Source organism: Streptomyces sp. NBC_00457, from assembly GCF_036014015.1.
Lineage (GTDB): Bacteria > Actinomycetota > Actinomycetes > Streptomycetales > Streptomycetaceae > Streptomyces.
Map to the genome: position 1 here is coordinate 9,768,184 of NZ_CP107905.1, position 25,612 is coordinate 9,793,795.

The following is a 25,612-nucleotide window of genomic DNA, read 5'->3' on the forward strand; positions in this document are numbered from 1 at the left end:
CCGCGCAGTGCGGCACCGAGGGGAGATGTGTGGTGGCCACCGTGACCAACGAACCCGAGGCTCCAACGGTCGATGCAGAGTTGATGGCGCACTGCACCGACGCCGCCCTCCGGATGCAGCTCGGGACCTCGACCCGCGAGGACATCGATACCAGAACGACGCTCGTCATCAAGCACCTGAACCAACTCCTCGCCCAGGAGCTCGGTGCCGACGAAGATTCCGATGTCAGAGACCTGTTCAGACAGGCCTACCGGCTACTGGACCTAACGAGCCGCCCCACGAAGGAGACCGCGGCCTTCAACGCTTTCGTCTATATGCGCGACGTGGCCAACGTGGCCCGGCGTCTGTTGTGGATCTACACGGAGCCGAGCCACTATGCGACCTGATCATCCCATGCTGCTTCACCGCTCGTCCGCGTTCATGAGCACCGTCGGTAAGCCCCAGCCGGGCTTCTGGTGCGAGTGGCGTCACGCCGATGGAGAGCGGATCCGGTCTGCCTCGCAGCGCACTCCTGAGTCGGCCGTGCGGTGGGCCCGCCTCAACATCCGCATTATCGCCTCGGTCGTCGGGCCGTACCTCGTTGACCGTCTCGTCGACCGAAGCGACCCGTGGTGGGAAGGCGCCGTGTCGGCCCTTGAAAAGGGCGCGGACTTCACGCTGCCCCTGGTGGCGGAGCCGTTCTCCTTTGTGTGGCACGCCCGCCCGGTGCTGTTCGTGACTGTCGCCGGCGGTAAGCCACTGCCACACCGGCCGTCCGGAGGCATGCCATGGGGCTGAGACCGGAGGAACTGTGGGGGCGCTTCGATTGGCAGGTGGGTAGCTGCTTCAAGTGCGAGCAGACCGGTGTTCCGGTAGCAGAAGTCGGGGACATTGCGGTGGCCGACGTGGTCTTCCCGCTGTTCGCCTGCCAACGGTGTGTGTTCCGGCTCGAACAGCTCCACTGGACGATGAGCGAACGAGCCGTCCGTCGCCGCGGAGGAGCCACATCCGCGGATGAGTTCCGTCCTCCTGATCAGTGGCCGGCTACAACGCCGCTCCCAGGACTGCCGGTCCAGGGCGTAGCGGACAGCTACGCCCTGGACCGGCCCCATACCCCCGCCCCTGCTGCTCGAACTGGAGGTTTCCCCACCTCAGAAGGACAGGTCGCAGCAGGGGCGGGATCAGTCTCAAGAGAAGAGGTACAGGATGCACCGGCTGATCGTCAGCCCGTTCCTGGACGGCTACCTGGCCGTCCGGCCTGGGAGTACCGCGTGCGTGCGCCTGCCGGCCGAGCATTACGAGGACCTACGGCAATATGCCCGGGCCGACGACCGCGTGCCCGATTGGCTGGTGGCCACCGCGGCCGAAGCATGGGACCTCGACCTGGACGGCCAGGCATCCCAGGAGGCACTCCTGGTGCGTGAACCGACCGAACTCGCCTTCGCCCGGGCGAGTTGGGAGATCAATCTCTACTGCAACTTCGGCTGCAAGCACTGCTACCTCGGCGAGCGCCCCCTCGCCGGCCTGGGCTGGGACGACAAGGTCAAGCTGATCGACATCGTCCGTGACTCCGGGGTGCTCTGGCTCCAGATCACGGGCGGGGAGCCGACAGTCGATCCCGACTTCGAGGGCGCCTACCGGTACGCGTACCGCCAGGGCATGATGCTCACGGTCTCGACCAACGCCTCGCGCCTGTGGAAACCTGCGCTGCTGCGGCTGTTCCGGGACTGCCCGCCATACCGCGTCGTCGTCAGCATGTACGGCGCGACGGAGGAGTCCTTCGACGAGCTCACCCAGCGCAAAGGCGCGTGGAAGAACTTCCAGAGGGGCATGGCCGCGGCCCGCAATGCCGGCCTGCCCCTGCGAGTGTCCGTCGTAGTGACGGAGGACAACGCCCACGAGGTCGACGCCATGGTGGCCCTGGTTCAAAGCTGGGGCCTCGACCACCACGTCTACACCAACATGCAGCCGACCTTTTCCGGCAAGGGTGAGCCGCTGCTCGTTCAGTCCACCGAGCACCTGCGCAGGCGACCGGTCTTCCAGGGCTGCAACGCGGGCGTGACCTTCTTCCATGCCGACCCGCACGCCAAGGTCTCCATCTGCAAGATCGGACGCGATGACCAGATCGACCTCATGACCGAGGGCATCGACGGCCTTCACCGACTCGGAGCGATCTCCGATCGGCTCATGCTTCGCACCGGTGGCTGCTCGGGCTGTTCGCTCTCCGGTACCTGCCGGGTGTGCCGACCGCTCGCCAAGGTCTACCAGGAGGCGAAGGCACCGCTGAACACCTACTGCCAGCACGGAGACACCAAGGAGATGGTGCACTAATGAGTCCTGTTCCCGTCGAGATCCAGACCCGCCGTCCGCCGGCCATCCGCCCGGCCCTGCCCACTACGCTCGTTGCGACCACGGCGGTCGTCATCGAGGTCGACGCCGACGCCCTTATGGAGGGCAGCGCCTGCTCCTGCGCCGCCGGCGACGACAACCCGAACTGACCCTCTTCGGTCACCTGCCCTCAGGCCCTGGCGCATCCGCGTCGGGGCCTGAGACCTGAGCACGAGATGAGTACCCTGAAGCAATGCGATTCCGCTGGGACTGGCTCCGTCCAGTGGTGCCGGCGCCCTACGTGCCGACGATCGGGCCGGTCCACCCGTCCGTACTGACCGAGGATCTGTTCACGGACACCCTGACCGCGGCCTCCACCGATCGGTGGTTCCTGCGGTACGACAAGGACATCCGCTGGTCCGACAGCAAGGACGAAACCGTCCTCGTCGAGAGCATCGTGCATCTGTCCAGTGAGACGTTGATCCCCACGCTGTCCCGGCGCGGTGTCGGCATGATCAAGGTCCACCTCTACGGCATCGAGCCAAGCAGCGTCCTCGCCGCCACCGAGCTCGCCCAGAAGCTGTCCGCCGAACACGGTGCCAGCAAGTCACGCGTCGTACAGTTCCTCGGCCCCGAGTCTACGGGCGGCCGCGGTACGCGCATCCAGCTCAAGGACTTCAGGACGGCCCTCTGCCTGCCTCCGGATGGCCCAGTTCGTTCCATCGACGAATGGCCGGCGGGCGTACGAGGTACCTTCGCCGACTTCGCCGAGCAGATGGCATCCGACGGCTTCGTCTTTCTCTATGAACAGATGCAGGCCGGAACGGTCGGCCCAGTCCTGACCGCCGTCGTGGACGGCAGTGTGGCTGGCGCTATCGGCCCGATGGAGATCCGTCCCGACGCGATCGGTACCCCACAACTGATGCCGCAGTATTTCGGTGTCCTCCCAGAGCACCGCGGCGCAGGACTGGGGCGTCTGCTGTGGCGGGCGGCGATGCACTGGGGCCAGGTCAATGGGGCTGCTTACCAGCTCCTCCAAACGGAGGCCGGTGGCCCTTCGGATCGCCTCTGTCGGTCCGAAGGACTCACCTCGCTCGGCTTCATCTACTGGCAGGCCGCTTGAGCTTACCGCTGTGCAACCGAGCACCTGGGCGCCGTCGACCCGCCCCGGAACATCGCTGGCGGAGATCCGTGTGCGACGTCCGGCCGCAGGCTGTGAGCACCGGAACAGGTTCCGTGGTACCAACGCGGTGCCCGGGCTTGGATGACGTGACGACCTTTCGTTGGGTGCGGCCGGAAACGTTGTGTATACCTCCCGTGAGCGTGACGAGGAGGAATGGATGGATCGCCAGTACGTGGGGGTCGCTGATGCGGCCGCCTATCTCGACATGACCGAGCGTTGGATGTATCGAAGAGTCCCAACGGCATGGCATCCCCAGGTACTACTTCGGCGGTAAGTTGAATTTCAAGATCGCGGATCTTGACCGATGGGCACAGCAGCAGAAGGTTGCGTGAAAGGGCCGAGCAAAAGCCCGGCCCTTTCACGTTCAGAGGCCTTCGTTGAGAATTCGAGCGGCTCGGCCGATCGGCGCCGGCATGAGGTGGCGGTAGGTCTTGAAGGTCATGTTGATGTTCTTGTGCCCCATCCACTCCGCCACGTCCATGATGGGTATTCCCCTGGACAAGCAGTTCGACGCGAAGAAGTGGCGCAAAGAGTAGGTCGTCAGCCTCCTCGTAATGCCGGCCCTCTTCTTCGCAATGTTCCACTGGTATTCGAGCGTGGTGTGTGCCCAATAGGCGGACCGCTGGGTCCGGAGAAGGTACCCGTCTGTAGACGCGCCGTGGTTCTTCTCGTACTGCAGGAGCGACTCGCGAACGGTGCAGGGCATGGGAGTTTCGCGGAACTCTCCCGGCTTGCGGTGCTTGAGGCGTGACCGCTCACGCGTCTTTCCCTCGATCTGCTCGGTGATCCGGTAGACGTCGTCCGCGACCATCCGCTCCAGGTTGGCTGCGTAGGCTTCTCCGTTGCGGAGACCGCAGCCCGACATCAGGTCGATGACGACGACGAGGCCGTCGCTGGCGACCGTCTTAAGAGCGTGGATTTCGCCCAGCGTCGGAATGGTGATCTTCTGAGGGATGTACTCGGGCGGTATGACCCCGTCGAACGGGTCCTCGGTGATGCCTCCCCGGCGACGTGCGTCGAGGAGGGTCTTCTTGAGCGTGTCGAAGGAGTTCTGCTGCGCGGCCAGGCCGACGGAACGTTCCTCCATCGACATGATGAAGTCTTCGACGACGGTCGAGGTGAAGGTGTTCATCCGGCGGGATTCCAGAACCGGAAGAACGTGGTTGTTGAGGACCTGGTTGACCGTGCGGACACTACCGGGGGCGTAGTGTCGCTGTCGGGTGAGCCACGTGGAGGCGTACGTCCCGAAGCGTTGTTTTCCGATCTCGCGTTTGAGGTCCGCCTGCTGACGCGGAGTGTTGATCTTCTCGTTGTAGACCTTGTGAGCCGCTCGATCGCAGATTGCTGCGTCGAGTACCCCGTCTCCTCGCGTTGACGGCCTGTTGAATCGCGATAGCGAATGGCGTAAGGGTGGGGGCATCGGGTCTGGCGGGAACAGGCGCAGAGCTTGAAGCAGCTGCCCATCCCACGTATGAGCTGGGTCGCCAACGTGCACGTCTCCTGACTCATGCTGGGAGTTTGCTGACCAACGAGCCCTCAGCATGGTCCTGACCTGCGGCCGCACCAAATTACGAGACGTTGATCAACATCTTCATGAGAACCTCCTGGTGAGGCTGGCAAGTGTGCGTCTGGCCAATGTTTTTGCTGGTCAGAGTGGGCGAGGTCGGTTCTCGATCTTAACGGTCCGGGTCCGTCGGAAGCGGGTTCCGGCGCTGTCTGCCGGTGATCCGTGGCGTAGTGGTCGCAGCCCCTGCTGTCGGCAGTATCGACCTTGGGGCAGCGAAGGTCACGCGCGACGGAGCAGGGGCCCGCAGGCACCGCGAATCAGGACGTGCCCAGTGGAATGGTGTCCAGGATGGCGCCGGCCATCACGCGGGCCGGTGTCTCGGTCGCGGCGGCGACACGGCGAAAGGTCTCCTCGGCCCGCCGGGCCGGCCAGTCGGGCGGAAGATGCCGTCCCGGCAGCCGCGGATCGGTGCGGATGATCCGGAGCCATTCGCTGACCAGTCGCAGCCGGGTGGCGATGGCGTCGTCGGTGCCCGGCTCCGGAAGGGCGCTCCAGCGTCGGGTGAAGTCGGTGTAGCGGGCGGCGAGGGAGTCCAGGTCCCACGTGTCGCGGACCATGAGGCCGATGTCCGTCGCCTCGTCGGCGCGGGCGCGGAAGACCTTGACGTATGCGGACAGTTGGAGCTCGGTGATCACTTCGGAGACGTCCATGGGACCGGGGGCGATCCACAGACCGTTGTAGAGGGGGCCGAAGCCGGCCCAGGTGAGGCGCGAGCGGAGATCGTGGCGCCGGCGCTGCCAGGACTCGGGGAGGGAGAAGCCGATCAGGGTCCAGGTGCCGTCCCAGTCGTCGTTGACGGCGCTGGTCTCCCAGATCCGCCGGCCGCCGTCCCGCAGGATCTGGGTGGCGAGCGGGGTCGGGCCGAAGTACATGCGGCGCCCCTGCCTCCGGCGCACCAGCAGACCGCGGTTGACCATGCGGGTGAGCGTGGAACGGACGGCCTGTTCGCCCACGCCGACCCGCGCGAGGACGTCGATGATGCTGCCCGAGTAGACGCAGAGCGGGTGCTCGTCCAGGGCGTGGTTGCCGAAGAAGGCGAGCAGAAGCGACTGCGGGCGCGCTGTGGAACTCCCCGCACGGGCCGGGGAGTCGGGCGAGTCCGGCGGGTCCTGGAGGTCCCCTTGGGGCTCGGCGTTCACGTTCATCCGAGCCAGGGTACGGTCGCCGGCCACGCGGCGAGCAGGCGGTGCGGCGTCACCTGCGGGGCCCGTCGTCCGGGGCGTTGCGCGCCGGGTTCGGCGCGAAGGGGGCGGCGAGCAGCAGTGCCGCGAGGGCCGCGAGCGTACGCGTGCGGAAGCGGTGGTTCACGGGTCGGCACTCCTTGTCGTGGACGCGGGTACTGCGAGGACGGAGATCGACAAATTCCCTCGGTCGGGGGGCCTGACACGGCGAAGGTAGGTGTGTAGATTGCGGGCGTCAAGAAAGTGCACAACATCAGCTTCCGGGGTTTCGCCGAAGCCCCTCTGGTCCCGCAGGTCTCACCGCTGAAAGAGAAGCGCCGGTCGCTTTCGCGCTTGTCGCCCTCACCGTTCTCGCCGCACGGAATTCGCCGGCTCGCCCGTCCACTTCCCCCGCGCGGCACTCATCTCGTTCTCCTCAAGGAGGAGCCCATGCAAAGGCGCATACTCGGGCTTGCACTCGCCGTAGTGACCGTCGCCGCAGTCGCCGGGTGCGGCTCGTCGGACTCCGGAAGTTCCGCTGCCTCGCCCGCGGGTGACGGCAAGACCACGCAGGTCACGGTCGGTGTCATTCCGATCGTCGACGTGGCGCCGCTCTACCTCGGGCAGAAGCAGGGCTTCTTCAGCAGCCGGGGGATCGAACTGAAGATGGTGACCGCCCAGGGCGGCGCCGCGATCATCCCCGGCGTGGTGAGCGGGCAGTTCCAGTTCGGCTTCAGCAACACGACGTCGCTGATGCTCGCGCAGACCAAGGGCGTTCCGGTCAAGTCCGTGGTCAACGGCGCCGCCTCCAACGGCAAGGTGGGAGCCGACGTCACCGCCGTCATGGTCAAGAAGGACAGCTCGATCAAGTCGGCCAAGGACCTCGCCGGGCACACCGTCGCCGTGAACACCCTGCAGAACATCGGCGACACGACCGTCCGCGAATCGGTGCGCAAGGCCGGCGGTGACCCCGCGGACGTCAAGTTCGTCGAGATCCCCTTCGACCAGATGCCGGCCGCTCTGGACGGCGGACGCGTGGACGCCGCCTGGATGGGCGAGCCCGCCCAGACCATCGCCAAGGCCCAGGGCGCGCGGGCGGTGGCCTCGCCGTTCGCCGAGACGCACCCCAAGCTCACCGTCGCGACCTACTTCACCTCGACGAAGATCGCGCAGGAGAACCCGGACCTGGTGAAGAAGTTCAACGAGGCGATGACCGAGTCGCTGAAGTACGCCTCCGAGCACCCCGACGAGGCACGGCAGATCCTCACCACCTACACCAAGATCAGCGGTGATGTGCTCACCAAGCTGACGCTGCCCAACTGGCCCGCCCAGGTCGACACCGCCTCCCTGGAGAAGCTGGCCGGGCTCGGCGAGCAGGACGGCATCTTCGGCGGCAAGAAGCCGGACATCGGAGCGCTGTTCTCATGACCACGACGTACGCCTCGCGGCCGGCAGCGCCGGCCGCACGGCGGGGCCCGGCCCCAAGTCCCGTGGTGCTGCGGGGACTTGCCGGTCTGGCAGGACTGGTGGCCGTCCTGGAGGTCTTGCCGCGCACTCCGCTCGTCTCCGCCGACTACCTCCCCCCGGCCTCCACCATCGGCCGCGCCTTCTGGAACCTGCTCGGCGAGGGCACCTTCTGGAGCGCGCTCGGCGACACCCTCACCGGCTGGGGGATCGGCCTCGCCATCGCCGTCCTGGCCGGAGTCGCGGCGGGGGTGGTCATCGGCTCGGTACCGGTGCTGCGCGCGGCGACCGCCTCGACCATCGAGTTCCTGCGCCCGATCCCCTCCGTGGCACTGATCCCCGTGGCGGTGCTGCTCTACGGGACCGACCTCCGCTCGAAACTGCTCCTCGTCGTGTACGCGTCGTTCTGGCAGGTGCTCGTCCAGGTGCTGGCCGGCCTCCAGGACGCGGACCCCGTCGCCCAGGACACCGCCCGCAGCTACCGGCTGGGCACCTGGGGCCGGATCCGGTACGTCCTGTGGCCCACCGCGCTGCCGTACGTCATGACCGGCGTACGCCTGGCCGCCACCGTGGCTCTCGTGCTCGCGGTCACCGCCGAACTCGTCATCGGCGCACCCGGCCTCGGCCAGCAGCTGGCCGTCGCGCAGACCTCCGGAGCCGTGCCCGAGGTGTACGCGCTCGTCCTGACGACCGGCCTGATCGGCGTCGCCGTCAACCTGGCCGCCCGGGCGGTCGAGCACCGCGTCCTGCACTGGCACCAGTCCCAGCGCGGAGAGAGTCAGTCCCGATGACCGTCCGAATCGCAGCCCGCCGCGCCCTGTTCGCCGGGGCCCTGCCCGCCGTGCTGTTCGCCGTGTGGTGGCTCACCAGCGCCGGCAGCACCGACTTCTATCTGCCGCCGCTCTCCACGATCCTGCAGAAGTTCCCCGAGGTCTGGACCGCCGACCGGCTCATGTCGGACGTCCTGCCCAGCCTGCTCCGGCTCACGGCGGGGTATCTGCTCGCCGCGGCGGTGGGGATCGCCCTCGGCCTGGCCGTCGGCTCGCACCGCGTCCTGCGGGACGTACTCGAACCCGTCCTGGAACTGTTCCGGGCCATCCCGCCACCCGTACTGGTCCCTGTGATCATGCTGTTCGCGGGCATCGGCGACACCATGAAGATCATCGTCGTGGCCAGCGGCTGCGTCTGGCCGATCCTGCTCAACACCGTCGAAGGCGTCCGCGCCGTCGACGAGGTCCTCGGCGACACATGCCGGTCGTACGGCATCACCGGCCCCACCCGGCTGTGGCACCTGGTGCTGCGTTCGGCGAGCCCGCAGATCCTCACCGGTATGCGCCAGGCGCTGTCGATCGGGATCATCCTGATGGTCATCAGCGAGATGTTCGCCTCCAGCAACGGCCTGGGCTTCACCATCGTGCAGTTCCAGCGCTCGTTCGCCATCCCCGAGATGTGGAGCGGCGTGCTGCTGCTCGGCCTGCTCGGCTTCCTGCTCTCCCTGCTCTTCCGGTTCGCGGAGAACCGGGCCCTGGCCTGGTACCACGGTCTGCGCCGTGCCCAGCGCGACTCCTGACCGACAGGCCCCCACGGAGGCGTCCATGTCCATGCTCGACGTACAACACCTGAACAAGACCTACTCCGGCCGCAACCGCACCGTCGAGGCGCTGCGCGACATCACCTTCACCCTCGACGCGGGCGAACTGGTCTGCCTGGTCGGCCCGTCCGGCTGCGGCAAGACCACGCTCCTCAAGTGCATGTCCGGGCTGCTCGACCCCACCGGCGGCGAAGTGCGCCTCCAGGGAAAGCCGATCACCGGACCGCCGCCCGGCATGGCCGTCGTCTTCCAGGAGTACGGCCGCTCGCTCTTCGCCTGGATGACGGTGTTCGACAACGTCGCCCTGCCCCTGCGCCGCAAGAAGCTCGGCAAGGCCCGCCTGGCGGAGCTGGTCGGACACGCCCTGGAGGTCGTCGGCCTCGGCGACGCCCACCACGCCTACCCCTGGCAGCTCTCCGGTGGCATGCAGCAGCGCGTCGCCATCGCCCGTGCCGTCGCGTACGAGCCGCAAGTACTGCTGATGGACGAGCCGTTCGCCGCCGTCGACGCGCAGACGCGCGCCGACCTGGAGGACCTGGTCCGCCGGCTGTGGCGCGAACTCGGCGTCACCGTCCTGTTCGTGACCCACGACATCGACGAGGCCGTCTACCTGGGCCAGCGCACGATCATCCTGTCCAAGTCACCGACCGTCATCCAGGAGGACCTGCACATCGACCTCCCCGACGAACGCGACCAACTGCACACCCGCTCCAGCCCCCGCTTCGCCGAACTGCGCGCACACGTCTACGAGCAGATCCAGCGGGCCAAGCTCGGCGGCCCCGAGCACGCGGTGCCCGTCGGCTGACACGGACGCGACGCCACCGCCGTCGCCGGAAGGGCGCACGGCAGGGGGCGGACGGCGCAGAGGCAGGGGCAGGAGGCGGCTGCTCGTGCGCCCTGGCACGGGCTCCCGCCGCGCGCCTACAGTGTGGCGCCACAGCCCTGCGGCACGGACACGGCAGGGCGGAGCCCCACCTCGTGGTCACCGGCTATCCAGGCCCGGCCACCGTCCGGTTCCGGCGCAGCTCGCAGACCGGTACGGCGTGAAGAGCGACGGGTGCCGATGACCGCCCCGCGCGAAACGACACCCGTGACAGCGTCCGGGCCGCATCACCGCCGGTGCGCGGCGCCCGTGCGCGTCGAGTACCGCTGGAGGCCGCTGTGTCCCGACCGTGCATCGCCCTGATCACCGACCCGACCTCGCCCGAAGGATGCGGGGACGTACTCGCCCGGGCTGTGGAACTGCTCACCGGCGCCCCGCCGGTCCGGCTCGACGCCCGGCACTTCGCCGCCGGCGGTACCGGCATCGGCGTACGCGGCGGAGACCGCTTATGCCTCCAAGTCCCGGAGCGGGAACTGCACTTGGTGCCCGACATCGTCGTCCTGTACGAGATCCCGCCGCACCGCCGCCGCGCACTCGCCGACTTCCAGCGCCTCCTCGCCCGCCATGACGTGGTGACCCTGGGCGCCGGTGTGGCCGCCTGGCGGACCGCGACGGAGAAGGACCTCACCATGGAGCGCTTCCGGCGCGACGGCATCGCCCACATGGAGACCGTCGTCCTGTCCGCGCCGGACCCGCACGCGGCTGCCGCCGCCTTCGACAGGCTCGGCCGGGACGTCTGGGCCAGGCCCGTGGTCGGGACCGGCGGCAACGACGTCTTCCACCTCACGACCGGCGATCAGCTGGAGCGCGCCGCCGCCTTCTACGCCGATCGCCGCACCGCCTGGCTGCTGTCCCGGGACGCGGGGAACATCACCGCCGACGGCCGGCGTCACCAGTTCCGGGTCTTCGTCCTGGGCGGCCGGGTCATCCACGCCCGCGAGCACCTACAGCCCGAACTCGACACCCCCTGCAACACCTGCCAGGGCGCCACCCCCGTCCCCATCGCCCCGCCCGACCTCCCCACCCGCCTCGCCGACCTCGCCGTAGCCGCCACCGCGTCGGTCGGACTGCCCTTCGCCGGCGTCGACCTGGCCGTCGAGAACGGCGGTGTCGTCTTCGAGGTCAACGTCCAGCCCGCCTTCGTCGACGGCGAACTCGACACGGTCGCCAAGCCCTACATCCAGGCCCACCTCGACGCCCTCGCCTCGGGAAGCGGATGGCAGGAATCGGACGTCCTCATGGACTGCCGTTGAGGGACCGGCCCGCCGGTAGGCTCCGGATCATGCGGATCTCGGTTTCCTCGGACATGGACGAACCTGTGGCCCGCGCCCTCGTCGCGGAGCTGCGCACGCGCGGCCACGAGGTGGTGACGCACGGGGCGCTACAGGCCGGCGACGACCCGAAGTGGGCGGTGTGCTCGGAGGCGGCGGCCAGGGACGTCGTCTCCGGGACGGCGGACCAGGCGGTGGTGTGCTGCTGGACCGGCACCGGCGCGTCGATCGCCGCGAACAAGGTGCCGGGGGTACGGGCGGCCCTGTGCACCGACGCCTACACCGCGGACGGCGCCCGCCGCTGGAACGACGCCAACGTACTCGCCCTCAGCCTGCGCCTGACCTCCGAACCCCTCCTCAAGGAAATCCTCGACGCCTGGTTCGCCGGCACGGCCAGCGAGGACGCGGAGGACCGGGAGAACGTGAACCGCGTCAGCTAACGGGTGCGCAACCGCGCCCCAAAGGGGCGCGGGGAACTGCGCGACCAGCCCCCACCGGCCCGCGGCCAACGAACCGCCCATCCAGCGAAGAGCTCACCCGCGGTCGGCCTTCGGCCTACCCCGCTGGTCCGGCGTCCCATGCGGCGGCGGGCCGAACGGCTCCGGTGAGGTGGCGGGCGAGACCGGCGAGCCCGTGTGGCGTGCCCGCTGCTCGGGGCGCAGGGCGCCCGGATCGCCGGACGTCGGCTCAGCGCCCGCGCGCAACTGCTCCAGTCGGGCCGTCAGGACGGCGGTCACCGGAGCGCGGTCGCCGTGCGCGCGCTCGTACGACAGCAGTGTCTCGACCTCCTCGGCGGTCAGTGACCGCACGCGGCTCTCCAGGCCGCCGATCGGCAGATGGTCGTAGTCGGGCAGCGGGAGGGTGCTGCGGCCGGAGTCGGCCATGGTTCTCACTTCCCTCGGTGCGGCAGGCCCGGCCGGGTCGCCCCGGTGCCGTGGCCGTCCAGCCGGTGCGGCGTCAGACGGTGCCGGCCCCGGGGCACCCGCTTGGGCTCACGGTTCTCCAGGACCTCACGGACCGGGCCCCCGTCCGGCAGCCTCGGCTGCTCCTCGGGACGCGGCGGGGCAGGCTCGCGTTGACGTACGCGGGCGCCCAGCCGGACGGCGCCGAGCAGCAGTGCCACGACCACGACGCCCGCCAGGACCAGCCCGGCGCCGGCGCCGCCGCGGCTGACGGCGAGGTCCGTCCCTGCGATCTCGGTCCATGGGGTGCTCATGGCGCGCGAGTACCCGGGGTGCCTGCCGTGAACCGGACATGCGGGGTTTGGCGCGTCCGGCTCCGGCTACCCGCTTGGTGTGACGACATCCCAACAGGAACTCGTCCGGTTCCTGGAGGACCGCTTCGCATGCGCGCAGGCGTGCACCGAGTGCGCACGCGCGTGTGCTCTGCGCGCCAGCCTCCTGGACCCCGACGGGACACAGAACCAGGAACTCGTACGACGCAAGGGCATCATGTGCGCGGAAGTGTGCGACGCGACCTGCCGTGTGCTGTCCGAGCAGCAGGACCAGGACGAGGCGGGCGTGCGCATGCAGCTGGAGTGGTGCCGGGCGGTGTGCCTGGAGTGCGCGCACCTCTACGACCAACAGGCGGACGCCGAGGCGGCCGCGACGGCGTGCCGGGACTGCGCGCGGGCGTGCACGGACTTCCTCGCCAGCCTCGGCTGACGCCCTGCCGGCAGCCCAGGCATTCGCGATTCGGCATTCCCAATTTCTGGAACACGTTCTACGGTGTGCGCCGTCAGGACCGGCCTGGGGAAGCCTGGAGGCGCCGTGCATCTCGACTACACGCCCGAGCAGCAGCGGCTGCGCACCGAACTGCGCGCCTACTTCGCGGAGTTGGCGCCACGGCACGCCCAGGCCCGGTTCGCCGACCCGGCCGCACAGAAACGGTTCTACCGTGACACGATCCGGCGCCTCGGCACCGACGGCTGGCTCGGCGTCGGCTGGCCCAAGGAGTACGGCGGCCGCGGCCTGAGCGCGATGGAGCAGTTCATCTTCTTCGACGAGGCCGCCCAGGCCGGAGTACCGCTGCCGCTGATGGCGCTCAACACCGTCGGCCCGACGATCATGCAGTACGGCACGGACGAGCAGAAGGCGTACTTCCTGCCGAAGATCCTCTCCGGCGAGATCGACTTCGCCATCGGCTACAGCGAGCCCGACGCGGGCACCGACCTCGCCGCGCTGAAGACCCGCGCGGTGCGGGACGGCGACGCGTATGTCGTCAACGGCCAGAAGATCTGGACGACCAACGGCGACACCGCGGACTGGGTGTGGCTCGCGGTGCGCACCGACCCGGACGCGCCACCGCACCGGGGCATCACCATGCTGCTGGTGCCGACCTCCGATCCCGGCTACTCCTGCACCCTGATCAACACCCTCGCCTCGCACGACACCACGGCCAGCTACTACGAGAACATCCGCGTCCCCCTCTCGCGCCGCGTGGGGGAGGAGAACCAGGGCTGGCGGCTGATCACCAACCAGCTCAACCACGAGCGCGTCACCCTCGCCGCGCACGGCACGATGGCGATCCGCGCCCTGCACGACGTCCAGCGCTGGGCGATGGAGACCAAGCTCGCCGACGGCCGCCGCGTCGTCGACCTCCCCTGGGTGCGCCGCCTCCTCGCCCGCACCCACACCCGGCTCGACGCGATGAAGCTCCTCAACTGGCAGATGGTGAGCGCAGTCCAGGAAGGCACCCTCACCCCGCAGGACGCCTCCGCGGTCAAGGTGTACGGCTCCGAGGCCCGCCGCGACGCCTACGCCTGGCTCATGGAGATCGTGGCCGCCGCGGGCGCCCTGAAGGAGGGTTCCGCGGGCGCTGTCCTCCACGGCGAGCTGGAACGCGGCTACCGCTCCGCCGTGATCTTCACCTTCGGCGGCGGCAACAACGAGATCCAGCGGGAGATCATCTCGTGGATCGGTCTGGGGATGCCGCGGGTACGGCGTTAGTCTGCGGGCATGACGGGTGATCCGGGTCTGTTCGGCCCAGGTTCTGTGACCTGGCAGATGCACGGCGACCCGATGATGTGGGTCGCCGGAATCCGCGCGCTCTACTTCCAGGCACTGCATCCGCGCGCGGTGCGCGGCGTCATGCAGAACTCCGACTTCCGCAACGACGCGTGGGGCCGGCTGCTGCGGACCGCCAACTTCGTCGGCACCATCTCCTACGGCACCACCGAGGCGGCCGAGCGGGCGGGCGCCCGGGTGCGGAAGATCCACAGCATGCTCGGGGCGACCGACCCGGACACCGGCGAGCGGTACGGCGTCGACGAACCCGAGCTGCTGCTGTGGGTGCACTGCGCCGAAATAGACTCCTACCTGCACGTTGGGCGCCGCTCCGGCTTCCGCCTCACCGATGCTCAGGCTGACCGGTACATCAGCGAACAACGGGTCAGCGCCCGCCTGGTGGGCCTCGACTCGGACGCCGTCCCCGCGAACCGGGCGGAGATGGACGCCTACTTCGAGAAGGTGCGCCCCGAACTCGCCGCCGGACCCGAAGCACGCGAGGTGGACGACTTCCTCCTCCGCCCGCCGGCGCACCCCCTGCTCATACCGGCGCGGGAACTGCTGTGGCGGCGTGTGGCACAACTGGCGTACGCCGCTCTGCCGCCGTACGCCCATGAGCTGTACGGCAGACCGGCCCCGCAACCCGCCGTGGTCACCCGGCAGTTGCGTGCCACGGGCACCATGTTGCGCTGTGTTCCCGCACGTGTGCGCTGGCAGCTCCCGCCCAAACACATCCTCCGTGCGATGGCCCGCCTCGGCCCCGGCTCGCGCCCGGCACCGTACAAACTCGGACGATAGGTCGCCATACTGGACGAGCGACAAGGGGAGTGTCACGGAGGAGGGGGCCGACGATCGTCGGCGGGGATCCGTGACACAGAGGGCGGGGCGACCATCGACGGGGGCGACGGCACGAGATGGCGGAGACCAGGCTGATCCAGGGCCGGTACCGGCTGCTCGACCTGATCGGGCGCGGGGGCATGGGCGAGGTGTGGCGGGCGCGCGACGAGTCGCTCGGCCGGCTGGTGGCCGTGAAGTGCCTCAAGCCTCTCGGCCACTCCCACGACCAGTCCTTCACCCGCGTCCTGCGCGAACGGTTCCGGCGCGAGGCCCGGGTGGCCGCCGCGCTCCAGCACCGCGGCGTCACCGTCGTCCACGACTTCGGCGAGCACGACGGCATCCTCTACCTCGTCATGGAACTCCTGGAGGGCCGCAACCTCAGTCAGCTCCTGGAGGACAACAAGCACCATCCGCTGCCCGTCCCGGACGTCGTCGAGATCGCCGACCAGGTCGCCGCGGCGCTCGCCTACACCCATCAACAGGGCATCGTGCACCGGGACCTGAAACCCGCGAACATCGTGCGGCTCACCGACGGCACGGTGAAGATCTGCGACTTCGGCATCGCGCGCCTGGGCCACGACATCGGCTTCACCTCACGGCTGACCGGCACCGGCATCGCCATGGGCACCCCGCACTACATGTCGCCGGAGCAGATCAGCGGAACGGATGTCGACCGGCGCAGCGACCTGTACTCGCTGGGCTGCGTGCTGTACGAGATCGCCACCGGGGCCCCGCCGTTCGACCTCGACGACGCCTGGGCGATCCTCATCGGCCACCGGGACACCCCGCCGCAGCCGCCCCGCAGTCACCGCGCCGAGCTGCCCGAGTACTTCGAGAAGGTCATCCTGGACCTGCTGGCCAAACGGCCCGAGCAACGCCCGCACGACGCCCGCGAGTTGGTCCGCAGGATCGACGCGGGCCGCACCACACCGACGTATGTGCCGACCGTCGTGACGCCGCAGCCGGAACTCCGCCCGACCGAGCCCGCGCCCCGCGAGACCCGGCTGCCGTCCTGGACCCGCGGCATGACCACCGGCCACAAGGCCACCGGCGCGGGCATCGTCACCACACCCCCGGACGCCGGAGCCGGCCTCACCGGCGAGTGGATCGCGCGCCCGGTCACCGGCCGGGTCGAGGAGCCGGCGCCGGACGAGCCGCCCGCCCCTTCCGCGCAGACCCTCCTCGCGCTGGCCGGCCGGCACAACGCGGGCCTCAGCCTCGGGCGGCTGGGGCGCTGGGCCGAGGCGGGCGAGGTGCACCGCGCCGTCGCCGCCGAGCGGGAACACCTCCTCGGCCCCGACCACCCCGACACCCTCGCCAGCCGCTACGAGGTCGCCTTCACCCTCAGCCGCACAGGCCGCGCCGCCGACGCCCTGCGCGAGTACAAACACGTCGCCGCGGCCCGCACCCGGGTGCTCGGCGCCGACCACCCCGACTCGCTCGCCGTGCGCCAGGAAATGGCGTACGTCCTGGGGCAGTTGGGGCGGCACTTCGACGCCCACCAGGTCTACACGTCGGTGCTCGCCGCCCGGGAGCGCACCATGGGCGCCGACCATCCCGACACCCTGCGCTGCCGCCACAACCTCGCCTTCAACCTCAGCCGCCTCGGGCGCCTGGAGGACTCGTACCGCATGGCCTGCGACGTGGCCGCCGCGCGCGCCCGGGTACTCGGCGCGAACCACCCCGACACCCTGGTCACGCGCTACGAAGTCGCCTATGCGCTCGGCCAGTTGGGCCGCTGGCCGGAAGCCCTGCAGACCTACGTCGAGGTCGCCGAGGCCCGCGCCCAGGCCCTCGGCCCCGACCACGCCGACACCCTCGCCGCCCGCTACGAGGTCGGCATCAGCCTCGGCCGCCTCGGCCGCAGCGCCGACGCCCTCAAGCTGTACCGGGAGCTGATCGACGACCGCGCCCGCGTCCAGGGGCCCGCCCACCCCGAGACCCTGCGCGCCCGGCACGGCCTCGGCGTCAACCTCGGCCGCCTCGGCCGCTGGGAGGAAGCTCTCGCCGAGTCGCGCGACGTATGCGCGATCCGCGAGCGGGTGCTGGGCCCCGACCACCCGGACACCCTCGTCAGCCGCCGCGAGGTCGCCGTCGGCCTCGGCTGGCTGGGCCGCTGGGCCGACGCCCTCACCGAATACCGGCGGGTGGCCGCCGCCCGCGAGCGCGTCCTCGGCGCCGACCACCCCGACACCCTCGCCAGCCGCAACGACGAGGCCCACTGCCTGGAACAGCTCGGCCGGGGCGCCGAGGCGGTCGAGCTGTACCGCAGGGTCGCGGTGCTCCGGCAGCAGCGGGCGTCCGGCGGACCCTGACCCCGGCGCGGCACGCCTCTGGCCGACGTAGATCATCACGTGTTACGAAGAACCATGCCTGCACACGAGGGACGCACCTACGACGCCGTCATCGTCGGCGGTGGCCACAACGGCCTCGTCGCCGCCGCCTACCTGGCCCGCGCCGGACGCTCCGTGCTGGTGCTGGAGCGGCTGGACCACACCGGGGGCGCCGCCGTGTCCACCCGCCCGTTCGCGGGCGTCGACGCACGGCTGTCGCGCTATTCGTACCTGGTCAGCCTGTTGCCGAAGAAGATCGTGCGGGATCTGGGGCTGGACTTCCGGGTACGCGGGCGCACCATCTCGTCGTACACACCCGTGGAGCGCGACGGCCGGCCCACGGGGCTCCTCGTCGGCGGCGGCGAGCGGCGCACCCGGGAGGCCTTCGCCCGGCTCACCGGCGGCGAGAGCGAGTACCGGGCCTGGCAGCGGTTCTACGGCCTGACCGGCCGCGTCGCCGAGCGGGTCTTCCCGACGCTCGTCGAACCGCTGCCCACCCGCGACGAACTGCGCCGCCGCGTCGACGACGAGGAGGCCTGGCACGCCCTCTTCGAGGAGCCCCTCGGCGTCACCATCGAGGACCGCTTCACCGACGACCTGGTCCGGGGCGTCGTCCTCACCGATGCCCTGATCGGGACCTTCGCCGACGCGCACGACCCCTCGCTGCGGCAGAACCGCTGCTTCCTCTACCACGTGATCGGCGGCGGCACGGGCGCCTGGGACGTACCCGTCGGCGGCATGGGCGCCCTCACCGACGCCCTGGCCGCCACGGCACGGCACGCGGGCGCCGTCATCGCCACCGGCCACGAGGTGGAACGGATCGCCACGGACGGTCGCACCGCCGAGATCACCTACCGGACGGCCGACGGCGAAGGCGTCGCCGCCGCCCGGTACGTCCTGGTGAACGCCTCACCGCAAGCGCTCGCCACCCTCATGGGAGACGAGCCGCCCGCCCCCGCCGAGGGCGCCCAGCTCAAGGTGAACATGCTGCTGAAGAGGCTGCCGAAGCTGCGCGACAGCTCCGTCGACCCGCGCGAGGCGTTCTCCGGCACCTTCCACGTCGCCGAGGGCTACGAGCAACTGGCCGCCGCGCACGACCAGGCCGCCGCCGGTGAGCTGCCCGCCGCCCCGCCCTCCGAGATCTACTGCCACTCGCTCACCGACCCGACGATCCTCGGGCCGGAACTCGTCGACCGCGGCTACCAGACGCTCACCCTGTTCGGCTTGCACACGCCGGCCCGGCTGTTCGCGAGGGACAACGACGCCGTACGCGACGAACTGCTGAAGTCGACCCTGGCTCAGCTGGACGCCCACCTGGCCGAACCGCTCGCCGACTGTCTGGCGACGGACCAGGAAGGGCGGCCCTGCATCGAGGCGAAGACCCCGCTCGACCTGGAGCGGGACCTGCGGCTGCCCGGCGGCAACATCTTCCACCGCGACCTCGCCTGGCCGTACGCCCAGGAAGGCACCGGCCGCTGGGGCGTGGAGACCGGGCACGCCAATGTGCTGCTGTGCGGGGCGGGCGCGGTGCGCGGGGGAGGGGTGAGCGGGGTGCCCGGGCACAACGCGGCGATGGCGGTGCTGGAGAGCCCGGTCGGCTGACCGGTCAGGACCGGCTGCCGCCGTCGACGCGCAGGACCGTGCCGGTGACGTAGGAGGCGCGGTCGCTCAGCAGCCAGGCCGCGGCCTGGGCGACCTCGTCCGGGTCGGCGGCACGGCCCAGCGGGGTGCCATCGACGAGCTGGTCGAGGATGCCCGGGGAACGCTCGTCCCACTCGTAGATCATCTCGGTGAGCGTGGTGCCGGGCGCGATCGCGTTGACGCGGATGCCCTCCGGGCCGTACGTCATGGCGGCCGACGCGGTGAGGCTGTTCACCGCCCGCTTGGCCGCGCCGTAGATGGGCAGCCAGGGGTTGCCCATGAGGCTGCCGACACTGGAGTTGTTGACGATGGCCCCGCGTCCGGCGGTGGCGCGGATGGCGGCGATCTCGGCGGTCATCGACAGCCACGGCCCCTTGAAGTTGACCGCGCTGACCAGGTCGAAGTCGTCCTCCGACAGCTCGTCCATCGGCCCGGGCTGCTGCGCCGTCGCGCCGTTGTTGAAGGCCACGTCGAGACGGCCGTACAACTCCACGGCCCGGTCGACGGCGGCCCGGACACTCGCCGCGTCGGCGAGGTCGCACAGGACGTAGTCCGCGGTGCCGCCGGCCGCCCGGATCTCCTCCGTGACCGCCTTGAGCTGGGACTCCGTGCGGGCCGCGAGCAGGACCCGGGCGCCCTCGCGGGCGAACAGCCGGGCCGCCGCGGCGCCGATACCGCGGCCCGCTCCGGTGACGAAGGCGACCTTGTCGGTGAGCAGGCCCGAGGTCGTGAGGGTGGTGCTGGTCTGTGTGTTGTCCATGGTGTCGAGCCTGCGCCCGGCTGCCGAGCCCATCCAGGCACCGCTGGTACCTGGCTGCGGCTCCCGGTTCCCCCGCACACTGGAAGCGTGGACCGACGACAACTGGCCGACTTCCTGCGCAGCCGGCGCGAGCGCATCAACCCCGCCGACGTGGGCCTGCCCGCCGGGACGCGCCGCAGGACCCCGGGGCTGCGCCGCGAGGAGGTGGCGCAGCTGGCGTACATCTCGACCGAGTACTACACACGGCTGGAGCAGGCACGCGGCCCGCACCCGTCCCGCGAGGTGCTGGCCCAGATCGCCCGCGCCCTGCGCCTGTCGGACCCCGAGCGCGACCACCTCCACCACCTCGCCGGAACTCCGCCCGCGCCACGGCCCGGTCCTTCGCGGGAGGCGCGGCAGAGCATCGTCGACCTGTTGCACCGGCTGCCGCAGGCCGCGGCGTTCGTGATCTCGGCGACGCACGAGGTCATCGCCTGGAACGACCTGGCCGCCGCACTGATGGAGGACTTCTCCGCGCTGCCGAGGCGCGACCGGAATCTGCTCCGGCGTGCCTTCCTCGCCCCGAACCGTGACGGGCGGCCGTTGTACGGCATCTCGGACCCGGACGAGTTCGCCGCGTCCGCGACCAACCACCTGCGTGCCGCCGCGGCCCGCTACCCGGACGACCCCGAAGTGACCGGGCTGATCGAGGAACTCCTCGCCGGAAGCGAGGAGTTCGCCCGGCTGTGGGCCGAGCACTGCGTGATCGCCCCGCCCACGCTCCGCAAGACCTTCGACCACCCGTTGGTCGGGCCCGTCACCGTCAACTGCGATGTCCTGGACATCACCGACCTGGACCAGCGGGTCGTCATCTACACCGCCACGCCCGGCTCGCGGTCCGAGGAGGCGCTGCGGCTGCTGTCGGTCGTGGGCACGCAGCGCCTGGACGTGCCGGGCTGAGCCGGCGTCAGTCGGCGGACCTGGTCCAGCCCGTCGCCTCGATGCGGGCCGCGTCCGCCGGGCGGGCGTCGTCGAAGAGGACGTCCTGGGCTGTCCGCACGCACAGTCCGTCGACGTACGCCCCACGGCCGACGTACAGCCGGTCGGTGGTGTAGCGCCAGCGGAGCGAGAGCTGCCGCGCGGACGGGAGGCCGGCGGTGAGGCGGTGCCAGACACGGCCCGACCAGCCGGTCACGGAACCGGCCGGATGCTCCTGCGGCTCCTCGGCGTGGCGCGTCGTGGTGAAGGGGAGGGGCTGCCAGGTGGCTCCACCGTCGGTCGTGGCCTCCAGGACGAGGACGTCCGCACGGGGTTCGGTGTCCCACCACAGGGCGCAGCCGAGCCGTGCGGCGCCTGCCGTGGTGTCGAGGGCGGGGAGCGCGAGTGTCGCGGCCGTGTTGATCGCCATGCCCGAGAACCAGGCCGTACGTCCGCGCACCGGGCGGACGGGCACGGCGCGTGCCAGGTTGTTCGCGGCGGCGACCCTGGGTGCGGAGCCGGAGCGCCAACTGCGCACGGGATGCACGGAGTTGCCGAGGACGACGAGGAAGGAGTCGGTCGTCGGGTCGAGGACCAGCGAGGTGCCGGTGAAGCCGGTGTGGCCCGCGGTGCGTGGAGTGGCCATCGCGCCCATGTACCAGTGCTGGTAGAGCTCGAAGCCGAGACCGTGCTCGTCGCCCGGGAAGGCGGTGTTGAAGTCGGTGAACATCAGCTCCACCGACTCGGGTTCGAGGATGCGGGCCCGGCCGTAGGTGCCGCCGTTGAGCAGCGTCCGGCCGAGGACCGCGAGATCCCAGGCATTCGAGAACACTCCGGCGTGGCCGGCGACTCCGCCGAGGCTGAAGGCGTTCTCGTCGTGCACCTCGCCCCACACCAGGCCTCGCTCCAGCCCCGACCACGGCTTGCGCGCGTCCTCCGTCGCCGCGATCTTCGGCTTCCAGGAGGCGGGCGGGTTGTAGCGGGTGCGGTGCATGCCGAGCGGGGCGGTGATCTCCTCGCGGAGCAGGGTGTCCAGGGTGCGGCCGGTGACGTGCTCCAGGACCAGCTGGAGCGAGATCAGGTTGAGGTCCGAGTAGAGGTAGGTGCTGCCCGGCGGGTTGAGGGGCGCCTCGTTCCAGATGAGGTGGAGCTTCTCCTCGTACGTCGGTGCGCTGTAGAGCGGGATCCAGGGGCGGAACCCCGAGGTGTGGGTGAGGAGTTGGCGGATGGTGATGTCCTGCTTGCCCGCGGCGCCGAACTCCGGGAGATATGAGGCGACCTTCGCCTCCAGCTCCAGGGCGCCCCGTTCGATCTGCTGCACGGCGAGGATCGAGGTGAACAGCTTGGAGACGGAGGCCAGGTCGAAGACGGTGTCCTCGGCCATGGCGAGCTGCTGCCCGGCCGGGAACTCGACGCCGGTGTCCGTCTTCTCGTCGTACGCCGAGTAGCGCACCGCCATGCCGATCGGCTCGTGCAGCGCCACCGTGCCGCCACGCCCGGCGAGCAGCACGGCGCCCGCGTACCACGGGTACTTGGGGGACGGGCCGAGGAAGGCCTCCGCGTCGGTGACGAGTTGACGCAGGTGGGCGGGGAGCAGACCGGCACGTTCGGGGGAGCCGTGCCGCAGAGTGGGGTGGCGGCCATGCGGTACGGCGGCTTCGGCGGGGCCGGCGGGAAACGGGGCGATGGCCAGCGCCCCGCCCACGGCGAGTGTCCGTCGGGCCAGTTGACGGCGGGTCAGTCCGCCTTGTCTGCCCGGCACTGCCTCTTCGGTCATCGACCAACCTCCCGCTGAGCCACCTGAAAGTATCTTTCCGGATTGCCCTTGCGCAGTGAAACTTTTATGTCAGGCGTGTCGGGTGTCAACGGGACGTAGGTGAGAAAAGATCTGACGGAACGTCAGAAAAGGCCTTCCGTCGTCCGGAGGACTGCGGCATCCTGCGCCCATGCAGACGGAGCTGAGCAAGAAACTGGGAGTCGAGCACGCCATTTTCGGCTTCACGCCGTTCCCCGCCGTCGCCGCGGCCATCAGCCGGGCCGGCGGCTTCGGGGTGCTCGGCGCGGTCCGCTATACGGCCCCCGACGACCTCAAACGCGACCTCGACTGGATCGAGGCACACGTCGAGGGCATGCCGTACGGCCTCGACGTCGTCATGCCCGCCAAGAAGGTCGAAGGCGTCACCGAGGCCGACGTGGAGGCGATGATCCCGGACACGCACCGGCAGTTCGTGCGGGACACCCTCGCCAAGTACGGGGTGCCGGAGCTGGCCGAGGGCGAGGCGTCCGGCTGGCGCATCACCGGATGGATGGAACAGGTCGCCCGCACCCAGCTCGATGTCGCCTTCGACTATCCGATCAAGCTGCTCGCCAACGCCCTCGGTTCCCCGCCCGCCGACGTGGTGGCCCGCGCCCACGACCAGGACGTCCTCGTCGCCGCGCTCGCCGGCAGTGCTCGCCACGCCAGAAAACACCAGGAGGGGGGCATCGACATCGTCGTGGCACAGGGCTACGAGGCGGGCGGCCACACCGGCGAGATCGCCTCCATGGTCCTCACCCCCGAGGTCGTCGAGGCCGTCGACCCGCTGCCGGTGCTGGCCGCGGGCGGCATCGGCAGCGGACAGCAGGTGGCGGCCGCTCTGGCGCTCGGCGCGCAGGGTGTGTGGCTGGGCTCCATATGGCTGACCACCACAGAGGCCGACATGCACTCGGCAGCCCTCACCCGCAAACTGCTCGCCGCCGGTTCCGGCGACACCGTCCGCTCCCGCGCCCTGACCGGGAAACCCGCGCGCCAGTTGCGCACCGACTGGACCGACGCCTGGGACGACCCGGACGGGCCCGGCACCCTGCCCATGCCGTTGCAGGGGCTGCTCGTCGCGGACGCCGTCTCACGCATCCAGAAGCACGAGGTCGAACCGCTGCTGGGCACGCCCGTCGGGCAGATCGTCGGCCGGATGACCAGCGAACGCAGCGTCCAGGCCGTCTTCGACGACCTCACCCGAGGCTTCGAGCAGGCCGTCGACCGCATCAACCGCATCGCCGGAAGGAGCGGACAGTCGTGACCACCGGATTCTGGGCCCAGGCCGCCGAAGACCCCAGCCGTACGGTGCTCATCGCGCCGGACGGCGAGCCCTGGACCGCGGGCCGCCTCCACACCGCGGCCAACCAACTCGTGCACGGCCTGCGCGCCGCCGGACTCGAACGCGGCGACGCCTTCGCGGTCGTCCTGCCCAACGGTCCCGAGTTCTTCACCGCGTATCTGGCCGCCACCCAGGCCGGGTTCTACCTCGTCCCCATCAACCACCACTTCGTCGGCCCCGAGATCGCCTGGATCGTCGCCGACTCCGGCGCCAAGGTGCTCCTCGCCCACGAACGGTTCGCAGGACCCGCGCGTCAGGCCGCCGACGAGGCGGGCCTTGCGCCCTCCCACCGGTACGCCGTCGGCACGGTCGAGAGCTTCCGGCCGTATGCCGAACTCCTCAACGGGCAACCGGAGTCGGCGCCCGCCGACCGCACGCTCGGCTGGGTCATGAACTACACCTCGGGCACCACCGGCCGCCCCCGCGGCATCCGCCGCCCCCTGCCCGGCAAGCTCCCGGAAGAGTCCTATCTCGGCGGCTTCCTCGGCATCTTCGGCATCCAGCCGTTCGACGACAACGTGCACCTCGTCTGCTCGCCGCTCTACCACACCGCCGTCCTTCAATTCGCGGGCGCGTCCCTGCACATCGGCCACCGTCTCGTCCTGATGGACAAGTGGACGCCCGAGGAGATGCTCCGCCTGATCGACACCCACCGGTGCACGCACACCCATATGGTCCCGACACAGTTCCACCGGCTGCTCGCATTGCCGGACCACACAAAGCGGTCGTACGACGTGTCGTCCATGCGGCACGCCATCCATGGCGCCGCGCCCTGCCCCGACCACGTGAAGCGGGCCATGATCGACTGGTGGGGCGACTGTGTCGAGGAGTACTACGCCGCCAGCGAGGGGGGCGGTGCCTTCGCGACCGCCGAGGACTGGCTCAAGAAGCCCGGCACGGTCGGCAAGGCCTGGCCCATCAGCGAACTCGCGATCTTCGACGACGACGGCACCAGGCTGCCGCCCGGCGAACTCGGCACCGTCTACATGAAGATGACCACGGGCGGCTTCGCCTACCACAAGGACGAGAGCAAGACCCGCAGGAACCGTATCGGCGACTTCTTCACCGTCGGCGACCTCGGCTTCCTCGACGAGGACGGCTATCTCTTCCTCCGCGACCGCAAGATCGACATGATCATCTCGGGCGGGGTCAACATCTACCCCGCCGAGATCGAGTCCGCCCTGCTCGCCCACCCCGCCGTCGCCGACGCCGCCGCCTTCGGCATCCCGCACGACGACTGGGGCGAGGAGGTCAAGGCCGTCGTCGAACCGGCCCCCGGCCATGAACCCGGCCCCGACCTCGCCGCCGCGATCCTCGACCACTGCGCCGAGCACCTCGCGGGCTACAAGCGGCCCAAGAGCGTCGACTTCATCGCGGAGATGCCGCGGGATCCCAACGGGAAGCTGTACAAGCGGCGGTTGCGGGATCCGTACTGGGAGGGGCGGACGCGTCCGGTGTGAGCGGCCACTCCATACGGGTGGGAGGTGTGGGTCCGCCCCATGTGGGACGGACCCAC

25 protein-coding genes are annotated in these 25,612 nt (G+C 70.1%); 19 read left to right on the forward strand and 6 right to left on the reverse strand.

Annotation, left to right across the window (positions count from 1 at the left end; genetic code table 11):
- Window positions 1–32: 32 nt before the first annotated feature.
- The 5 genes from OG828_RS44560 (at window position 33) to OG828_RS44580 (ending at window position 3,430) form a co-directional block, all read left to right on the forward strand.
- On the forward strand, window positions 33–386 hold the full coding sequence (locus OG828_RS44560) for a hypothetical protein (protein WP_328370329.1): 354 nt from the start codon (window positions 33–35) through the stop codon (window positions 384–386).
- A 7-nt stretch (window positions 387–393) separates the two neighbouring features.
- Window positions 394–777 carry a hypothetical protein gene (locus OG828_RS44565; RefSeq protein WP_328370331.1) on the forward strand — a complete coding sequence of 128 codons (384 nt, stop codon included), beginning with the start codon at window positions 394–396 and terminating at the stop codon, window positions 775–777.
- 408 nt (window positions 778–1,185) lie between these two features.
- Window positions 1,186–2,310, forward strand: a complete 1,125-nt coding sequence (locus tag OG828_RS44570) for a radical SAM protein (RefSeq protein WP_328370333.1) — start codon at window positions 1,186–1,188, stop codon at window positions 2,308–2,310.
- Window positions 2,310–2,477 (forward strand): hypothetical protein, encoded by a 168-nt coding sequence (locus OG828_RS44575; protein ID WP_328370336.1) that lies wholly within the window; start codon window positions 2,310–2,312, stop codon window positions 2,475–2,477. Before OG828_RS44570 ends, OG828_RS44575 begins: the two co-directional genes overlap by 1 nt.
- Window positions 2,478–2,560: 83 nt before the next feature.
- Complete coding sequence (locus tag OG828_RS44580; protein ID WP_328370338.1) at window positions 2,561–3,430, forward strand: GNAT family N-acetyltransferase; 870 nt, start codon at window positions 2,561–2,563, stop codon at window positions 3,428–3,430.
- Between the two features lie 424 nt (window positions 3,431–3,854).
- On the opposite strand, the gene OG828_RS44585 is transcribed toward OG828_RS44580, so the two are convergent.
- Window positions 3,855–4,622, reverse strand: a complete 768-nt coding sequence (locus tag OG828_RS44585; protein ID WP_328372684.1) for a tyrosine-type recombinase/integrase — start codon at window positions 4,620–4,622, stop codon at window positions 3,855–3,857.
- A gap of 692 nt (window positions 4,623–5,314) precedes the next feature.
- Window positions 5,315–6,202 carry a PaaX family transcriptional regulator gene (locus OG828_RS44595; RefSeq protein WP_328370341.1) on the reverse strand — a complete coding sequence of 296 codons (888 nt, stop codon included), beginning with the start codon at window positions 6,200–6,202 and terminating at the stop codon, window positions 5,315–5,317.
- 465 nt (window positions 6,203–6,667) lie between these two features.
- On the opposite strand from OG828_RS44595, the gene OG828_RS44600 reads away from it, so the two are divergent.
- The 6 genes from OG828_RS44600 to OG828_RS44625 all read left to right on the forward strand — a co-directional run bounded on the left by OG828_RS44600 (window position 6,668) and on the right by OG828_RS44625 (window position 11,866).
- Window positions 6,668–7,645 carry an ABC transporter substrate-binding protein gene (locus tag OG828_RS44600; protein ID WP_328370344.1) on the forward strand — a complete coding sequence of 326 codons (978 nt, stop codon included), beginning with the start codon at window positions 6,668–6,670 and terminating at the stop codon, window positions 7,643–7,645.
- A complete protein-coding gene (locus OG828_RS44605; RefSeq protein ID WP_328370346.1) occupies window positions 7,642–8,472 on the forward strand; it encodes an ABC transporter permease in 831 nt (276 codons plus the stop codon). Before OG828_RS44600 ends, OG828_RS44605 begins: the two co-directional genes overlap by 4 nt.
- Entirely contained in the window at window positions 8,469–9,251 is a 783-nt protein-coding gene (locus tag OG828_RS44610; protein WP_328370349.1) for an ABC transporter permease, read from the forward strand. The genes OG828_RS44605 and OG828_RS44610 overlap by 4 nt, the downstream gene beginning before the upstream one ends.
- A 31-nt stretch (window positions 9,252–9,282) precedes the next feature.
- A complete protein-coding gene (locus OG828_RS44615; protein ID WP_328372687.1) occupies window positions 9,283–10,077 on the forward strand; it encodes an ABC transporter ATP-binding protein in 795 nt (264 codons plus the stop codon).
- A 356-nt stretch (window positions 10,078–10,433) separates the two neighbouring features.
- Window positions 10,434–11,408: an ATP-grasp domain-containing protein gene (locus tag OG828_RS44620; protein ID WP_328370351.1), complete on the forward strand. Its 975-nt coding sequence runs from the start codon at window positions 10,434–10,436 to the stop codon at window positions 11,406–11,408.
- A gap of 29 nt (window positions 11,409–11,437) precedes the next feature.
- Window positions 11,438–11,866: an RpiB/LacA/LacB family sugar-phosphate isomerase gene (locus OG828_RS44625; RefSeq protein WP_328370353.1), complete on the forward strand. Its 429-nt coding sequence runs from the start codon at window positions 11,438–11,440 to the stop codon at window positions 11,864–11,866.
- A gap of 93 nt (window positions 11,867–11,959) precedes the next feature.
- Here OG828_RS44625 and OG828_RS44630 read toward each other — a convergent pair whose 3' ends face one another.
- Both OG828_RS44630 and OG828_RS44635 read right to left on the reverse strand, forming a co-directional pair.
- A complete protein-coding gene (locus OG828_RS44630; RefSeq protein ID WP_328370356.1) occupies window positions 11,960–12,310 on the reverse strand; it encodes a hypothetical protein in 351 nt (116 codons plus the stop codon).
- 5 nt (window positions 12,311–12,315) lie between these two features.
- On the reverse strand, window positions 12,316–12,642 hold the full coding sequence (locus OG828_RS44635) for a DUF6479 family protein (protein WP_328370358.1): 327 nt from the start codon (window positions 12,640–12,642) through the stop codon (window positions 12,316–12,318).
- Window positions 12,643–12,721: 79 nt separating this feature from the next.
- Here OG828_RS44635 and OG828_RS44640 point away from each other — a divergent pair, with 79 nt between their 5' ends.
- The 5 genes from OG828_RS44640 (at window position 12,722) to OG828_RS44660 (ending at window position 19,203) form a co-directional block, all read left to right on the forward strand.
- Window positions 12,722–13,090 (forward strand): ferredoxin, encoded by a 369-nt coding sequence (locus OG828_RS44640; RefSeq protein WP_328370359.1) that lies wholly within the window; start codon window positions 12,722–12,724, stop codon window positions 13,088–13,090.
- A gap of 105 nt (window positions 13,091–13,195) precedes the next feature.
- Window positions 13,196–14,374 carry an acyl-CoA dehydrogenase family protein gene (locus OG828_RS44645; protein ID WP_328504339.1) on the forward strand — a complete coding sequence of 393 codons (1,179 nt, stop codon included), beginning with the start codon at window positions 13,196–13,198 and terminating at the stop codon, window positions 14,372–14,374.
- A 9-nt stretch (window positions 14,375–14,383) separates the two neighbouring features.
- A complete protein-coding gene (locus OG828_RS44650; protein WP_328504340.1) occupies window positions 14,384–15,229 on the forward strand; it encodes an oxygenase MpaB family protein in 846 nt (281 codons plus the stop codon).
- A 116-nt stretch (window positions 15,230–15,345) separates the two neighbouring features.
- Entirely contained in the window at window positions 15,346–17,583 is a 2,238-nt protein-coding gene (locus OG828_RS44655; RefSeq protein WP_328504341.1) for a serine/threonine-protein kinase, read from the forward strand.
- Window positions 17,584–17,637: 54 nt separating this feature from the next.
- A complete protein-coding gene (locus tag OG828_RS44660) occupies window positions 17,638–19,203 on the forward strand; it encodes a phytoene desaturase family protein (RefSeq protein ID WP_328504342.1) in 1,566 nt (521 codons plus the stop codon).
- Window positions 19,204–19,207: 4 nt separating this feature from the next.
- Here OG828_RS44660 and OG828_RS44665 read toward each other — a convergent pair whose 3' ends face one another.
- Window positions 19,208–20,002, reverse strand: a complete 795-nt coding sequence (locus OG828_RS44665; RefSeq protein ID WP_328370370.1) for an SDR family NAD(P)-dependent oxidoreductase — start codon at window positions 20,000–20,002, stop codon at window positions 19,208–19,210.
- A gap of 87 nt (window positions 20,003–20,089) precedes the next feature.
- Between OG828_RS44665 and OG828_RS44670 the strand changes: the two genes are divergently transcribed.
- Window positions 20,090–20,941: a helix-turn-helix transcriptional regulator gene (locus OG828_RS44670; protein ID WP_328370372.1), complete on the forward strand. Its 852-nt coding sequence runs from the start codon at window positions 20,090–20,092 to the stop codon at window positions 20,939–20,941.
- A gap of 7 nt (window positions 20,942–20,948) precedes the next feature.
- Here the strand turns inward: OG828_RS44670 and OG828_RS44675 are convergent, their stop codons facing one another.
- Entirely contained in the window at window positions 20,949–22,736 is a 1,788-nt protein-coding gene (locus OG828_RS44675) for a serine hydrolase (protein ID WP_328504343.1), read from the reverse strand.
- A gap of 169 nt (window positions 22,737–22,905) precedes the next feature.
- Between OG828_RS44675 and OG828_RS44680 the strand changes: the two genes are divergently transcribed.
- Window positions 22,906–24,018, forward strand: a complete 1,113-nt coding sequence (locus tag OG828_RS44680; RefSeq protein ID WP_328370376.1) for an NAD(P)H-dependent flavin oxidoreductase — start codon at window positions 22,906–22,908, stop codon at window positions 24,016–24,018.
- Window positions 24,015–25,556: an acyl-CoA synthetase gene (locus tag OG828_RS44685; protein WP_328504344.1), complete on the forward strand. Its 1,542-nt coding sequence runs from the start codon at window positions 24,015–24,017 to the stop codon at window positions 25,554–25,556. The genes OG828_RS44680 and OG828_RS44685 overlap by 4 nt, the downstream gene beginning before the upstream one ends.
- The last annotated feature ends 56 nt before the right edge of the window (window positions 25,557–25,612 follow it).

Coding starts and splice junctions, on each gene's coding strand:
- OG828_RS44580 (WP_328370338.1), top strand. CDS start 2,561: ATGCGATTCCGCTGGGACTGGCTCCGTCCAGTGGTGCCGGCGCCCTAC.
- OG828_RS44625 (WP_328370353.1), top strand. CDS start 11,438: ATGCGGATCTCGGTTTCCTCGGACATGGACGAACCTGTGGCCCGCGCC.
- OG828_RS44660 (WP_328504342.1), top strand. CDS start 17,638: ATGCCTGCACACGAGGGACGCACCTACGACGCCGTCATCGTCGGCGGT.
- OG828_RS44610 (WP_328370349.1), top strand. CDS start 8,469: ATGACCGTCCGAATCGCAGCCCGCCGCGCCCTGTTCGCCGGGGCCCTG.
- OG828_RS44575 (WP_328370336.1), top strand. CDS start 2,310: ATGAGTCCTGTTCCCGTCGAGATCCAGACCCGCCGTCCGCCGGCCATC.
- OG828_RS44595 (WP_328370341.1), bottom strand. CDS start 6,202: ATGAACGTGAACGCCGAGCCCCAAGGGGACCTCCAGGACCCGCCGGAC.
- OG828_RS44650 (WP_328504340.1), top strand. CDS start 14,384: ATGACGGGTGATCCGGGTCTGTTCGGCCCAGGTTCTGTGACCTGGCAG.
- OG828_RS44615 (WP_328372687.1), top strand. CDS start 9,283: ATGCTCGACGTACAACACCTGAACAAGACCTACTCCGGCCGCAACCGC.
- OG828_RS44565 (WP_328370331.1), top strand. CDS start 394: ATGCTGCTTCACCGCTCGTCCGCGTTCATGAGCACCGTCGGTAAGCCC.
- OG828_RS44675 (WP_328504343.1), bottom strand. CDS start 22,736: ATGACCGAAGAGGCAGTGCCGGGCAGACAAGGCGGACTGACCCGCCGT.
- OG828_RS44635 (WP_328370358.1), bottom strand. CDS start 12,642: ATGAGCACCCCATGGACCGAGATCGCAGGGACGGACCTCGCCGTCAGC.
- OG828_RS44680 (WP_328370376.1), top strand. CDS start 22,906: ATGCAGACGGAGCTGAGCAAGAAACTGGGAGTCGAGCACGCCATTTTC.
- OG828_RS44570 (WP_328370333.1), top strand. CDS start 1,186: ATGCACCGGCTGATCGTCAGCCCGTTCCTGGACGGCTACCTGGCCGTC.
- OG828_RS44600 (WP_328370344.1), top strand. CDS start 6,668: ATGCAAAGGCGCATACTCGGGCTTGCACTCGCCGTAGTGACCGTCGCC.
- OG828_RS44665 (WP_328370370.1), bottom strand. CDS start 20,002: ATGGACAACACACAGACCAGCACCACCCTCACGACCTCGGGCCTGCTC.
- OG828_RS44630 (WP_328370356.1), bottom strand. CDS start 12,310: ATGGCCGACTCCGGCCGCAGCACCCTCCCGCTGCCCGACTACGACCAT.
- OG828_RS44655 (WP_328504341.1), top strand. CDS start 15,346: ATGGCGGAGACCAGGCTGATCCAGGGCCGGTACCGGCTGCTCGACCTG.
- OG828_RS44585 (WP_328372684.1), bottom strand. CDS start 4,622: ATGAACACCTTCACCTCGACCGTCGTCGAAGACTTCATCATGTCGATG.
- OG828_RS44605 (WP_328370346.1), top strand. CDS start 7,642: ATGACCACGACGTACGCCTCGCGGCCGGCAGCGCCGGCCGCACGGCGG.